We start from the raw sequence: 13,346 nt of genomic DNA on the forward strand, positions 1-13,346 counted from the left end.
GCTCAGTGAACGAACGACACCCGCTATGAAGAAGCAGGTGGACGCCAGTTCCTACACCATCTCTCGGGACACTACCGTTCTTTGACAGACCGAAGGCATAGCGCAGCCGAAGCCTGTCACACAGGTCAAGAACCTCGGGTGTGCAGGCGTGGATGTCGGCCCGCAGCAGGATTTCTGTCTTGGGCCAGTACCTGACGATCTGTCGGATTAACCGGCGGATATGGGCCGCGCTTTCGGCCCCCTTGGGGCAGCGGGCCGGGCGCAGCAGCGTTCCAACGAGCCGGTCTTCGCCGTCGAAGGCGACGATCAGCTGGAAGCCGAACTCGTCGTGGAACGCATTGAGCAGGCGCAGCTGCTGATGGCCATGCACCGCGCCATAGGTGACTGCATGTTTGGCGTTAAGGGCGCGTTCCGCGGATCATGGTTGCCGACAAGCGGCGCAGCTCTGCCGTAGCGGCAAGAACGATCATGCCCAGGGTCGAGCACCCTCAGCACAAGGGCCTCGGCACTCGCGCAGAGACCAGTCGTCAGCCCATTCGAAGACGGGAGCGGATCATGAAGCGCTTCAAATCACCCGGACAGGCGCAACGGGTCCTGACCATCCACGACCAGGTCGCCGATCCGTTCAGAACACCCACCACCGTCACCGCCGATCACCGCCGACGAACGAGACGACAAGATCACATGCTCCGGGCGGATGTCGCGAATGTCGCTGTGGCCTGACCCGCCGACGAGACCAGGCCGGCTACAAGCTAGGGGCGTAAGTTGACGATGCCCCAACCTGTGTGGTTGGGGCACTGAATCACGGGCGGCGCGCCAACGGAATCCAGCCGCGATTCACGTTGGCCGGGAAACGCTCTAGGACACGGCCTGCCAAATGGCGTGCGAAGGCTGCTGCCACGGGGTGACGCTCCGGGCGATCGGTTATGCCGTAACAAGGCCATGAAAAAGGGCGCAAGGGGATGATCCCCGCGCCCTTCTTTCGTTTTGTGCGGCCTCAGGCGACGAAGGGCGGGCGCACTTTTATCTCAAGGTAATCCTCGAGGCCGAACCGGCCGCCCTCGCGTCCGTTGCCCGATTGCTTGAAGCCGCCAAAGGGCGAGCCGTAATCCGAGCCGCGCCCGTTGATGTGGATGCCGCCCGCACGCATCGCCCGTGCCATCCGCCGGGCCCGCGCCTCGTCGCCGGTCGAGACATAGGCGTCGAGCCCGTAATCGGTGTCGTTGGCCAGCGTGATCGCCTCTTCCTCGCTGTCGAAGGGCGCCATAACCAGCACCGGGCCAAAAACCTCCTCGTTCCAGAGCATCATGTCGGGCGACACGTCGCAGAAGACGGTCGGGCGCACGAACCAGCCGGTCTCGCAACCCTGCGGCAGGCCCTCGGGTCGGCCTGGGCCACCGGCGAGCAGGCGCGTTCCTTCGTCGATGCCTTTCTTGATCAGCGCTTGGACGCGGTCGTACTGGATCTGGTCGAAGAGCGGGCCGATATGGTCCCCCTCCTGCGCCGGATCGCTAACTTCCTGCGCCTCGGCGGCCATCCGGGCGACCTCGAGCGCGCGGTCATAGACGCTGCGCTCCACCAGCATCCGGGTCGGTGCGTTGCAGGACTGACCGGTGTTGTAGAAGCATGCGCCGACGCCCTCGGCGACCTGCGCGTCGACATCCGCATCGGCGAAGATCACGTTGGGCGATTTGCCACCAAGTTCCAGCGTGACACGCTTGATTGTCGCGGCGGCATCGCGCGAGACGGCGCTGCCCGCGCGGGTGGAGCCGGTGAAGGACATCATTGCCACGTCCCTGTGTTGTGAAAGCGCGGCGCCGACGACCGGTCCTTCCCCGAAAACGAGGTTGAACACGCCCGCGGGATAGTTGGCCTCGTGGATCATCTCGGCATAGATCCGCGCCGAAAGGGGCGTGTGCTCCGACGGCTTCAGCACGCAGGTCGAGCCGGTGGCAAGCGCCGGGATCACCTTCAGGGAGATCTGGTTGATCGGCCAATTCCAGGGCGTGATCAGCCCGCAGACGCCGATCGGCTCGTGGCTGACGATGTCGCCGTTGGGCAGGGTTTCCTCCTCGTCATGCGCCTCCAGCGCAGCGATGAAGGCTTCCAGATGGCCCAGGCCCGACTGCGCCTGCGCGTCGCGCGCCATGGTCGCGGGGGCGCCCATCTCGATCGTGATGGCCTCTGCGAGGTCGTTCAGCCGGGCGCGGGTAACCTCCGCCAAACGGCGCAGCAGGGTCAGCCGCTCTTCCTTGGTCGTCGTCGAGAAAGTCTCGAACGCCGTCTTCGCGGCCGTGACCGCGCGGTCCACGTCCTCGGCGTTGCCGAGGGCGACGGTGCCGACCTGCTGCCCGGTGGAGGGTGTCAGGATCGGCATCGTGTTCGTTGCCGCAGGAACGACCCATTCGCCGCCTATATAGAATTTGTCGAGTGTGATCATATTGTTTCTCCCTCAGGGCGTGACGTGAGACTGGTCCATCGTCAGATGAAGTTCGGATCCGGTATAGGGCATCGACGCTATGGCCGCGTCGTCGAGCTCCAGCCCCAGCCCGGGCGCTCGGGATGAGAGAACATAGCCGTCTTCCCATTCGATCCCGCCCTTGACGGCGCGCATGTAGGGGCCGTCGAAGGTGCCGATGCTTTCCAGCACCAGGAAATTGGGCGACGCGGCGGCGATCTGGATGTTCGCCGCTGCCACGATCGGCCCGCAATAGAGATGCGGCGCGATCTGCGCCTGACGCGTCTCGGCCATGGAGGCGATCTTCTTCGCCTCGAGCAGACCGCCGACCCGGCCAAGATTCATCTGCAGGATCGACGCCGCCCCCGCCTCGAGCAGGCGGGCGAATTCGTACTTAGTGCAGAGCCGCTCGCCCGCGGCCACGGGAATCGACGTGAACGCCGCCACCTGCGCCATCTCGGCGGGGCTTTCGGGGGGCACCGGCTCCTCAAACCAGAGCGGGTCGAAGGGCTCGATCGCGCGGGCCATGCGTTTCGCCCCGGACACGGTGAATTGCCCGTGCGTTCCGAAGAGCAAGTCGGCCCGGTCCCCCACGGCGGCCCGGATCTCCCGGCAAAAGGCAACCGATAGGCTGATGTCTTCCAGCCGGGGCTGATGCCCGTCGAAGATGCTGTAGGGGCCGGCGGGGTCGAACTTCAGCGCGGTGAAGCCCTGAGCGACCATGCCGGCGGCGATCTCGGCGGCCACATGGGGGTCATTGTAGGCGTTGGGCTGGTCCGGGTCTGGATAGACGTCCCCGTTCAGCGGGTAGATATAGGAATAGCTGCGCAGCCGCTCGTGCACCCGGCCGCCGAGCAGGTCGGTCACCGGCTTGTCCGCCGCCTTGCCGAGAATGTCCCAGCACGCCATTTCCAGGCCACTGAACACGCCCATCACGCTGACATCGGGCCGATGAGTGAAGCCCGCGCCGTAGGCCTTGCGGAACAGGAGCTCGATCTGCTGCGGGTCGGCGCCTTCGAAATGGCGGGCGAACATGTCCCGCGCCATCGCGCAGCAGACGTCGGGACCGAAGGTGGCGCTGTAGATCTCACCGACACCGGTGATGCCACAGGCGGTCGTGAGGCGGACGAAGATGAAGTAGCGCCCGCCATGGCGGGGCGGCGGATTGCCGACGACGAAGGTTTCGAGTGTTTCGAGGCGCATCAGCGTCTCCTTTCGGTCTGGACCGCCCGGCTGCGGATCACCGCGCATCCCCGAGAATCAGGTCCGCCGCTCGCATGGCGAGCATCATGGTCGGCGCGTTGGTATTACCCGAAGTGATGTTGGGAAAGCTGGATGCATCAACCACGCGCAGGCCCGGCACACCATGCACGCGCAGTCGGGCATCGGCCACGGAATCGCTGTCGTCATTCCCCATGCGGCAGGTGCAGGTGGGGTGAAAGACGGTCGATGCCCGCGCGCGGAACTCGTCGAGAAGCGCGTCGGCATCCATCGTCTCGAACCCCGCGATCTTGCAGCCGGAGCTGACCGCCGCCAGCGCCGGGGTCTTCGCGAGCTCCTGCAGGATGCGGCCGCCCCGGATGGCCGCGTCGCGGTCCTCCTGTGTGGCGAGCGAATTGGGCCGGATCGCGGGCGTGTCGCGATGATCGGCAGACCGGATGCGCACATGACCCCGACTCGTGGGCCGGCTGGGCTGCGCCGAAAGCAGGTAGCCGGAGGCGCGGTCGATCACCACCTTTCCCTCCGGCGTGACCTCGTAGGAGGCGGGATTGCAGAACAATTGCATGTCCGGGCCGCGCGCCTGCGCATGCGAGCGGACGAACCCGCCCACCTGGTTCACCGGCACCGCGAGCGGACCGCGCCGGGTGAGCGCATAACGCAGACCCGCTCCAATTCGCCCGAAATGGCTTCCGAGGATGGCGTTCAGCGTCGTCTGCGTCGCGCGGAACTGGTAGGACACGGCGAGGTGGTCCTGCAGGCCCTCGCCCACCTGCGGCAGGTCACGGCGGACCTCGATCCCGTGCCGGCGCAACAGGTCCGCCGGCCCGATCCCCGATAGTTGCAGCAGCTGCGGCGAGCTGATCGCCCCGGCGCTGAGAATGACTTCGCGCCGCGCCTCGACCCGGACGATCTTGCCCTGCCGTTCGTAGTGCAGCCCCGACGCCCGCGCGCCCTCGAACTGCAAGGCCATGACATGGGCCTGCGTCCGAAGCGTCACGTTGCGCCGCTTCAGCGCCGGGCGCAGGAAGGCGTCCGCCGCCGACCAGCGCAGGCCGCCGCGCACGTTGCTGCGATAGTAGCTCAGGCCCTCGGCCCCTTCGGCGTTCATGTCGTCGGGCGTGGCGTGGCCCGCCTCCCGCGCCGCCGCAAGGAAATGCTTTGAGAACGGATTCATCTGGTCCGAAAGGTCTTGCACCCAGACCGGCCCGCCGCCGGATCCATCCGAACGGGTCTCCATGCGGCCATAGACGTCGCGCACTGTCTTCCAGTCCCAGCCCGTCGCGCCGGCCGCGGCCCAGTCGTCGAAATCGTGAGACAGTCCGCGCACATAGGCCATCGCGTTGATGGAACTCGATCCGCCGATCACCCGGCCGCGCGGCCAGTAGCAGGCCCGGCCGTTCAGCGCCTCCTCCGCGTCGGTGCGGTAGCCCCAGTTCAGCGCCGGATTAGCATAGTTCACGGCATAACCCACCGGCACCTTGATCCAGAACCGGCGGTCGCTGCCCCCCGCCTCCAGCACCAGCACGCTGTGACGCCCGCAGGTCGAAAGCCGGTCGGCCAGCACGCAGCCAGCCGATCCGGCCCCGACGATGATGTAGTCGAATGCGATGGTCTGCATCTGGTCGCTTTCGCTGCGGGCCTGGAGGTCCTGCCGTGACATGTGCCGTTGCCGCGCCGAAGCTCAAACAACGGCTATGACCGCTTTGCCCCCACAGGGCTTGGAGCAAACCTGCTTGCACCCCGGCCCGGGCTCTCCATGATCGCGCGAAGTCAAGAACGGATGTCCGATGCGCAGACTGCCTCACGTCACCTGGCTGCGGTCCTTTGAGGCGGCGGCACGACATAGTTCCTTCAGCGCCGCGGCGGACGAGCTGAGCCTGACCCCCGCCGCCGTGAGTCAGCAAATCCGCCTGCTGGAGCAGCATCTAGGCATCCCGCTTTTCACCCGTCTGGCGAAAGGGGTGCAGCTGACCGATCTCGGGCTGGCCTACGCGATCCCGGTCCGGAAATCCTTCCTGGAGATGCAATCGGCCACCAACGGGCTGTTCCGGGTGCAAGGCAAGTCGGTCGTGCGCGTCCGCTGCTCCATCAGCTTTGCTGCGCTGATCCTCGCGCCGCTCCTGCACGATTTCGCGCGGCTGCATCCGGAGATCGCCGTCGAGCTGTCGACCGCCGTCTGGTCGGACCGGATCGACGGCAGCAACGTTGACCTCGACATCCGCTACGGCGAGGGGGACTGGCCCGAGCAGACCATGCATCCGATGCCCGTCGCCGATGCCACCATCGTCTGCCACCCCGATTATGCGGGGCAACTCGGGCCAGATCTCGCATCCCTGGCGGAGGCTGATATCGTACACGTCGTGGGGTCCGAGACCGACTGGGACAGATTGTTCGTTCAATGCGGGGTCGAAGGGCCGAGGATCGACCATTGGATGAAGGCCGACAGCTCGCTCATTGCGATGCAGATCCTGGCGGGGGGACACGGCTGCGCCATCATCTCTCGCAGCTTCGCGCGGCACGCGCTAGCGGATGGCCGGCTGGTCGCGCCCTTCAGGGTGAACCTGCCGATGGGCGCGAATTTCATGCTGGTGGAGCGGGACGACCTGCGCGGACGCCGCGACGTGCGGACACTGATCGACTGGCTGCTGGTACAGAAGATCTAGTCCGCCCAGGCCGCGACGATCTTGCGGAAAAGCGTGCCGAGACCCGGAGCCGCGAGGTTCGTGCAGCCCCATCGTGTCCCGGACGTGTCAGGCCGCGAGGCACGACGCGTCGGCCGGGGCGCCAGGCGCATCCATCACGCCACGGCAGGTTTGCGGCACGGGCTTGAAGGTCCCCGCCGGGGCGACGCTGAAGGACCGTTCGAAGTGATGCGCCAGCCCCGCCCGTGCCAGCACCGCCGACCCGTTCCCGGGCACGGAATTGGTCAGGGTGAACCATGCGGAACCCCCTTGCCCCGGACGGGTCGGCGCCGCGTCCGCACCGGCATGAACGGGCATCGACCTGGTCGCATCAAGCAGGGCGGCGCGCCGGCCGGACAAGCGCGACGAATTCAGGCCTGCGCGGCCTCGCCATGCACCCAGTCCACGAAGGTCGAGGCGTCTTTCGACGGGGTCGTGACGGTTGTGACGAAATAGGCGGTGCCCAGATCGAGCGTGCCGTCCGGCCAGTGGCGAAGCGCGCCGTCCTGCACCGCCCGCGCGGTGATCGACCGCCAACCCAGCATCAATCCCCGCCCGTCATAGACCGCCTGCGCCGCCTGCACGTAATTATCGAAATACTGTCCGCCGTCGCGCGGGCGGACGAGACCCCGCGCCTGCAGGTAGTCCTCCCAGCCGACCCAGTGCAGGTTGCGCGGGCTGCGTACATGGATGAGCGGCGCCCGGTCCAGCCCGTGGCCGTCGGACAGGAGCCGTTCGATCAGCGCGGGCGCCCCGACCGGGCAGACCAACTCATCGAAGAGCTTTTCGGTGCGGCCCTCCAGCCAGCGCCCGGTGCCGTAGCGCAGGGCGACGTCGACCCCCGGCGTCAGCACCGGCAGATCGGTCCCGGGCGCCTGTACGTTGACGGTGATCTGCGGATGCCGCTTATAGAAACCCGGCAGCCGCGGCATCAGCCAGTACGTCGCCATCCCCAGAGTGCAGGACACCGTGACCTGTCGCTCGCCGGTGGCGTTCAGCGCGCGGATATCCTCAAGCGTAGCCGCGATCCGGCCAAGCCCGTCGCGCACCCCGCGGGCAAGCATTTCCCCCGCTTCAGTCAGCCGCGCGGGACGTACCGAGCGGTCGAGCAGCGGTGCGCCGACGTGATCCTCGAGCGTGCGCAGCGCTTGGCTGACGGCCGGCTGCGTCACGTTCAGACGCGCCGCCGCGTCCCGCATCGAGCCATGGCGCGCGATCGCCTCGAAAGTGACCAGAAGGCGCAGGGGCGGGAGGTGAGCCATGGTCGAACAACTTAAGCGGGAGGTTATGCAAGGTTTACACAATCCGATCTATCAAGGAAGGGGCGCCAATGAGATGCTGCGGGGCAGCGACACCAATTCTCTCCACAGAACCAGGGAACGCCCGTCATGAACGATCTCAGCACACCGATGATCGAACCGACCGTCGTCGCACTCGGCGACAAGGGCCTCGACATCACGCTTGCCGACGGCCAGACGCATTACTTCAACTACTACTGGCTTCGCGACAATTGCCCCAGCTCCTTCAGCCCCGTCACCCGCGAGCGGAGCTTCGACATCTTTCACCTCGAAACCGCCCCGATAGCCAACGCGGCCTGCGTCGAAGGCGACGCGCTCGTTCTCGATTGGCAGGACGAGGAACACACCACCCGCATGCCGCTCGACTGGCTCAATACCTATGCCGGCGGCCGGACCCGGCGCGATCCGGCCGATCTGGAGCGGCAGCCCTGGTTCGGCGACCATTACCCCGAGGTGCCGCGCTTCTCGCAACCTGAACTAGTGACGAACGACGCGACCCGCGCCGCTTGGATCGAGGCGATGCTGGTGCACGGCTTCACCATCGTCACCGACATGCCCGACAGTGACGAGGGCCTGACGCAGACGGCCGAGCTGATGGGCGGAGTCCGTCCGACCTTCTTCGGCACCTATTTCGACGTGCGGACCCATATCAATCCGACGAACACCGCCTACACCGCCGGCGCGCTGGAGCTGCACACCGACACCCCGGCGGAGGAATTCGCCCCGGGCATCCAGTTCCTGCATTGCCGCGCGAACACCGTGGACGGGGGCGAAAGCCTCTATTCCGACGGCGTGGCCGTAGCCAACGATTTCCGCGCCCGCGACCCCGCTGGCTTCAAGCTCCTCTCCGAGGTCCCGATCCCGTTCTTCTGCGAACATGACACCTACGACGCCCGGTCGCGCCAATACGTGATCGAGCTGGATCAGCACGGCGAGGTCTCGGGCCTGACGATCAGCCAGCACATGGCCGACATCTTCGATCTCGACCAGAACCTGCTGGACGATTACTACCCGGCCTTCTGCCGCTTCGGCCGCATGCTGCAGGAAGAGAAATACATGATGCGCTTCCTGATGAAGGGTGGCGAATGCATGGCGTTCGACAATCACCGTATTGTGCATGGCCGCGCGGCCTACACCGCCGCAAGCGGCGACCGCTATCTCCGCGGCTGCTACGTCGACCGGTCCGAAATGCGCTCGACCTATCGCGCGCTGGTCAGCGAAGGGCGGTTCAAGGCATGAATGCCCACATGACCCCCAGCGACACCGAGGTCCGGTTGCGCCGGGACCTCGCGGATGCGTTTCGCATCTGCCACGCCCTTGGCTGGAGCGAAAGCGTCGGCAACCATTTCAGCGCCGCCGTTTCGGCGGACGGACAGGACTTCCTACTCAACGCCAAATGGCAGCATTTCGCGACCATCGCGCCCGGGGATCTGCTCCGCCTCGACAGCCGGAGCGAGGCCGTACCCGACGGCCCCGATGCGCCCGACGCCTCGGCCTGGTGCGTGCACGGCACGTTGCACCGCCGGCTGCCGGACGCGCGGGTCGTGCTGCATGCCCATTCGCCCTACGCGACCGCGCTCGCCTGCCTAGCCAATCCGAAGCTCGTGCCAATCGACAACAATACCGCGCGGTTTTACGGGCGGACCGCCTATGACCTGTCCTTTGGCGGCATCGCGGACGCGACGGAGGAAGGCGAGCGACTGGCCGACGCGCTCGGCGACAAATCCGTGCTGGTGATGGGTAATCACGGCATCACCATCGTGGAGGAGACCGTCGCCGATGCCTTCGAGGATCTCTATTTCTTCGAGAAGGCGGCGCGGACGCTGGTCCTTGCACGGTCGACCGGGGAACCCCTTGCGGTGCTGTCCGACGCGGTAGCGCAGAACACGGCCGATGGCTGGCGCGCGTATCGGGGCATGGCCGAGAAGCACTTCGCCTACCTGCGAAGCACGCTGCCGCCGCTCTAGGACCGCAGGGCGCAGCCCCGAGGGTCCGGGCCCGGCCGCGCCCCACGAACGCTCAGGCAACCCGGCGAAGAAAGTCACGCATGCGCGGATCTTCGGAGCCGCCGAACGACTCGTCCGGCGGCCCATGCTCCACGATGCGTCCGCCATCCATGAAGTTTACCGGTCGGCGATCCCGCAGGCGAACGGCATCTCGCGGGTGCCAATCAGCATGGTCCGCCGACATTCGGCCACACGCCGCGTGAGGTAGAGCACCTCGCCCACCCATTCCGGGTCGAGGGCCGAGGTCGGTTCGTCGAAGAGCATCAGCTCCGCGTCGAGCGCCATGACCCGGTAACCATAAGCGCCGCCGGACCGGCGACCGACCTCGAACTCTATGGTCGTTCGGCGGCGAAGCCGATCATCTCGCGCGCAATCCCCGCATCGCCGCTCGGGGCGGCATCCCAACCAATGGCGAGCCTTCCCCTCGCTCTCGACGAACTCTCTCGGGTCCATCACGGGTTTGATTGACGGGGTGGTTCCCCAGTTCAGGTTGGCCGTCTCAACCTGACCTTGCCGAGAAACCCGATGACCGGTCCAGCTATACGTCGTCCCGGAGCATGACCGACAGCGGTGCCGACAGGCCGGTCGGGACGACCTCGTAGCCCGGCTCTTCCGGTTCGTCGTCGGTCATCTCGGCGGGAAATCCCGGCGCGGCGATGGTGAGGCCGGTCGCCTCTTCGAGGCGGCGGATGATGTTCGGCGACAACTCCCGGTCGCCGAAGCGCGCGATCCCGTCATTGATGATCTCGACCATCAGCGGGCTGATCTCCAGCGGCACGCCGTTCGCCTCCGCGATCTTCTGGAACAGGCCTATATCCTTCTTCACAAGGTCCATCGTGAAGGAAATGTCGCGCGAGCCGTTCAGGATCACCTGGCTCTCCGTCTCGTGCACGAAGGATGTCCCCGAGGAGATCTTCATCGCCTCGTAAGTGGTGTTCATGTCCATCCCGGCGGCTTTCATTGTCACCAGCGCTTCGCAGACGGTCAGCAGGTTCGCCGTCGCGAGGTAGTTGGTCATGACCTTCAGGATCGATGCGCTACCGATCTCGCCGGTATGCAGGATCCGGCGGCCCAGCGTGGCGAGCGTCGGGAACATCCGCTCGAACGTCGCCCGGTCGCAGCCCGCGAAGATCGAGATGTTGCCGGAATCGGCCCGATGACAGCCGCCCGAAACGGGGCATTCCATCGCCGCGCCCCCCCTCGCGATGACCAGTTCCGACAGGCGCTTGATCTCGCCCGCGTCGGTCGTGGACATCTCCATCCAGATCTTGGTGGGATCCACGGCCGGGAGCATTTCCTCAACGACCGCGGCCGAGGCGGCGGGGGAGGGCAGGCAGGTGATGACCGCGTCGCAGGTCTGCATCAATTCGAGCGGACCGGCGGCGGATTTTGCGCCGCGCTCCACGAATGTCGCGACTAGCCCGGGGGCAAGGTCGTAGACGCTGAGATCGAAGTTGTTGCGCAGCAGGCTGTTGGCGAGTTTGCCGCCGACATTGCCCAAGCCGACAAAGCCGATTCTCATGAGGGACTAATCCTTCCGGGAGAGCGTACAGGTTTCCCGCTCAGCCTGCGGCAGCCGCCCCAGAACGTAAAACAACGGCATTTGCCCCATTGGGGCGGGTTCCGTTGCGCCGCGTCGGTCCCCCGCGCCGTCCGTGCTGCGCCCCGACATCACCTGTTCAAGCCAGCTCAGACGCATCTCCGACACCGAGTCGAGCAGCATCTCGGTGTAATCGTCGAAGGGCGGGCTCAGCACCTCGGCCTTGGGGCCGTAGCGCACCACCTTGCCACGATACATCACAGCGATGTCGTCAGCGATCGCCCGCACCGTCGGGTAGCGTCCACGGAGATGGTGGGAATTCGTGCCGCGCTGGCGGTCTAGGGCGAGATGGCCATCGAGGCGTAAGACGACGGTGGAGTTTGGCGGCTTCTCCGACCATCGAACGGAGCCCATGATGACCAAGACCGCCATGCCCCTGTCCGAGCTTCTGGAGAAGCACGACGAAGGCGACTTTCTGCGTACCGTCGCCGAGGCGGTTTTACAGCTGATCATGGAGACCGACGTGGAAGGCGTGATTGGCGCCGGACGTCACGAGCGCGCCGAGGGGCGCGTCACCTATCGCAATGCCAGGGGACGGCGCGGTAGGATCACCGGACGCGTCCGAGGAGCTGGTTGATGGCGCGGTTGTGGACGTCGTGGCGATTGCCGCGCACGGCGATCGTCAGTCGGGCACCGCTCAGATCCGGCAAGGTCAACATGCACTCTCGTAGATATCCCTTGTAGGGATCGAGCAGGCACACGCGGGGCTGACGCAACACATGAGCCGGTGCCTCCAGGCCGCGCTCGAGATACTTCCGAACGGTCTTGCGGTCGCACCCCATCTTCCGGGTAATCGCGGTGAGGCTCAGCCCTTGCTTCTTTAAATCGTGGATCATACGATCTCCCTCAATCCATGCACTTATCTGCCCTCGTTCCTTCGTTCGGGGCATGAAGACAGCATCCCGGAGCGTCGCCAACTTCCAGATAGATGAGGTCTGGTATTCGCCAACGTCGCTTGCGCTCGGGGAATTCTCAAATGGCACTTCTGGGGAGATTACGGCCGGCGGTTACGATCGAAGCCCTCTGGCACGCGCTCATCGTTTTCGATCGCGGTGCGGGAGGAGCGGCGGGAGGTCAGGCACGAAACCCTCGAAGAGTTGCGTCCTCTGGCGGACGAGGTGCGGCGGCGGGCCGCGGACTACCTGACGGGCCTCATCGAGATCACGACATCGCCGCAGGCGGATGCGCCGGCCTCGGACGGCCTGTGCCGGGCGACACGGCGGGCGCGGTTGCGGCTGGTGGAACTGGCCAGACGGGAGGCGTCGGAATGGCCGCATCAGGCACGGGCCCTGCAGGCCGCCGCCTTCGGGGTGGACGAGACGGAGCGGCGGTTGCTGGCCCTGGGCAGGGCATTGCCGAACCGCCCTGACCCGGACGAAGGCAGCAGGTCCTGAAGTGCGCGGCCGTACACTGAAACAAACTTGTACCCGACAGATCGACGTCGCATTCTTCCCACGCTTCGGGGCGGCCTGGCGATCTCCACTTCCAGGTAGCGGCGCTCCGGCAGGCTGGGCAGGGGAGTGATCCACGGATGACAGAGGGGGAAGCCCGGACGCCGGAGGAACAACTGCGATCGCAGCGTGCGGCGCTTGCCGATTTCGGCCTGTTCGCCTTTCGTTGCGACAGGATCGACGAGCTTCTTCATCGGGCCTCCGAACTGGTCTCCGACGCGATGGGGGTGCCGCTCGTGAAGATGCTCGAGCATGTTCCCGAACGTCGCGAGATGCTCCTGCGCAGCGGCGTCAACTGGGAGCCCGGCGTTGTCGGTCACGAGACGTTCGGCGACCACGAACGATCGCCGGGCGGATATGCTCTCAGGGCAGAGCAGCCCGTCGTCTCCCCCGATCTCGATGCGGAAGAGCGCTTCCGGATACCGGACGTTCTCGTCCGCCATGGCGTCAAGAGCATGGTCAACGTGATCATTGCCGGGGAACAGGCGCCGTTCGGAATCCTTGAAGTCGATGCTCGGGAGAAGCGGGATTTCGGCGAGGACGACGTCGCCTTTCTGCGAACCTATGCGAACCTGCTCGCCGCCGCGATCGAGCGGCTCCGGACCCACGACGAGTTGCACCGTACGGCGCG

13 protein-coding genes and 4 pseudogenes are annotated in these 13,346 nt (G+C 66.0%); 7 read left to right on the forward strand and 10 right to left on the reverse strand.

Features of this window, described 5'->3' with window-relative positions:
- Positions 1-382, reverse strand: a pseudogene (locus Q1B08_RS19850) (transposase); the annotation flags it as partial.
- A 173-nt stretch (positions 383-555) separates the two neighbouring features.
- Here Q1B08_RS19850 and Q1B08_RS19855 point away from each other — a divergent pair.
- A complete protein-coding gene (locus tag Q1B08_RS19855) occupies positions 556-723 on the forward strand; it encodes a hypothetical protein (protein WP_299822694.1) in 168 nt (55 codons plus the stop codon).
- Between the two features lie 274 nt (positions 724-997).
- Here Q1B08_RS19855 and Q1B08_RS19860 read toward each other — a convergent pair whose 3' ends face one another.
- The 3 genes from Q1B08_RS19860 to Q1B08_RS19870 are packed head-to-tail and all read right to left on the reverse strand — an operon-like array spanning position 998 to position 5,339.
- Positions 998-2,440 carry an aldehyde dehydrogenase family protein gene (locus Q1B08_RS19860; RefSeq protein ID WP_299822697.1) on the reverse strand — a complete coding sequence of 481 codons (1,443 nt, stop codon included), beginning with the start codon at positions 2,438-2,440 and terminating at the stop codon, positions 998-1,000.
- Between the two features lie 12 nt (positions 2,441-2,452).
- On the reverse strand, positions 2,453-3,661 hold the full coding sequence (locus tag Q1B08_RS19865; RefSeq protein ID WP_299822700.1) for a mandelate racemase/muconate lactonizing enzyme family protein: 1,209 nt from the start codon (positions 3,659-3,661) through the stop codon (positions 2,453-2,455).
- A gap of 37 nt (positions 3,662-3,698) precedes the next feature.
- Positions 3,699-5,339, reverse strand: a complete 1,641-nt coding sequence (locus Q1B08_RS19870) for a GMC family oxidoreductase N-terminal domain-containing protein (RefSeq protein WP_299822703.1) — start codon at positions 5,337-5,339, stop codon at positions 3,699-3,701.
- Between the two features lie 127 nt (positions 5,340-5,466).
- Here Q1B08_RS19870 and Q1B08_RS19875 point away from each other — a divergent pair, with 127 nt between their 5' ends.
- A complete protein-coding gene (locus Q1B08_RS19875) occupies positions 5,467-6,342 on the forward strand; it encodes a LysR substrate-binding domain-containing protein (protein ID WP_299822706.1) in 876 nt (291 codons plus the stop codon).
- A gap of 87 nt (positions 6,343-6,429) precedes the next feature.
- Here Q1B08_RS19875 and Q1B08_RS19880 read toward each other — a convergent pair whose 3' ends face one another.
- Positions 6,430-6,678 (reverse strand): hypothetical protein, encoded by a 249-nt coding sequence (locus Q1B08_RS19880; RefSeq protein WP_299822709.1) that lies wholly within the window; start codon positions 6,676-6,678, stop codon positions 6,430-6,432.
- A gap of 53 nt (positions 6,679-6,731) precedes the next feature.
- Complete coding sequence (locus Q1B08_RS19885; RefSeq protein ID WP_299822712.1) at positions 6,732-7,622, reverse strand: LysR family transcriptional regulator; 891 nt, start codon at positions 7,620-7,622, stop codon at positions 6,732-6,734.
- Positions 7,623-7,748: 126 nt separating this feature from the next.
- On the opposite strand from Q1B08_RS19885, the gene Q1B08_RS19890 reads away from it, so the two are divergent.
- Together Q1B08_RS19890 and Q1B08_RS19895 are read left to right on the forward strand one after the other, a co-directional pair.
- On the forward strand, positions 7,749-8,897 hold the full coding sequence (locus Q1B08_RS19890) for a TauD/TfdA family dioxygenase (RefSeq protein WP_299822715.1): 1,149 nt from the start codon (positions 7,749-7,751) through the stop codon (positions 8,895-8,897).
- 8 nt (positions 8,898-8,905) lie between these two features.
- Positions 8,906-9,625, forward strand: a complete 720-nt coding sequence (locus Q1B08_RS19895; protein ID WP_299822718.1) for a class II aldolase/adducin family protein — start codon at positions 8,906-8,908, stop codon at positions 9,623-9,625.
- Positions 9,626-9,677: 52 nt separating this feature from the next.
- Here the strand turns inward: Q1B08_RS19895 and Q1B08_RS19900 are convergent.
- From Q1B08_RS19900 to Q1B08_RS22155, 3 genes and pseudogenes are all read right to left on the reverse strand, one after another.
- Positions 9,678-9,955 (reverse strand): annotated as a pseudogene (locus Q1B08_RS19900) (amino acid ABC transporter ATP-binding protein); the annotation flags it as partial.
- A gap of 247 nt (positions 9,956-10,202) precedes the next feature.
- Positions 10,203-11,186, reverse strand: a complete 984-nt coding sequence (locus tag Q1B08_RS19905) for an NAD(P)-dependent oxidoreductase (RefSeq protein WP_299822721.1) — start codon at positions 11,184-11,186, stop codon at positions 10,203-10,205.
- Between the two features lie 117 nt (positions 11,187-11,303).
- A pseudogene (locus Q1B08_RS22155) lies at positions 11,304-11,495 on the reverse strand (ABC transporter); the annotation flags it as partial.
- A 124-nt stretch (positions 11,496-11,619) separates the two neighbouring features.
- Between Q1B08_RS22155 and Q1B08_RS19915 the strand changes: the two are divergent.
- Entirely contained in the window at positions 11,620-11,841 is a 222-nt protein-coding gene (locus tag Q1B08_RS19915) for a transposase (RefSeq protein WP_299822727.1), read from the forward strand.
- A 124-nt stretch (positions 11,842-11,965) separates the two neighbouring features.
- Here the strand turns inward: Q1B08_RS19915 and Q1B08_RS19920 are convergent.
- Positions 11,966-12,154 (reverse strand): annotated as a pseudogene (locus Q1B08_RS19920) (hypothetical protein); the annotation flags it as partial.
- 207 nt (positions 12,155-12,361) lie between these two features.
- Here Q1B08_RS19920 and Q1B08_RS19925 point away from each other — a divergent pair.
- Both Q1B08_RS19925 and Q1B08_RS19930 read left to right on the forward strand, forming a co-directional pair.
- Positions 12,362-12,658, forward strand: coding sequence for a hypothetical protein (locus Q1B08_RS19925; RefSeq protein ID WP_299822730.1), 297 nt, complete (start codon positions 12,362-12,364; stop codon positions 12,656-12,658).
- A 137-nt stretch (positions 12,659-12,795) separates the two neighbouring features.
- The coding region (locus Q1B08_RS19930; RefSeq protein WP_299822733.1) for a GAF domain-containing protein at positions 12,796-13,346 on the forward strand (551 nt) is incomplete at its 3' end.

This window comes from uncultured Jannaschia sp., assembly GCF_947494025.1.
Lineage (GTDB): Bacteria > Pseudomonadota > Alphaproteobacteria > Rhodobacterales > Rhodobacteraceae > Jannaschia.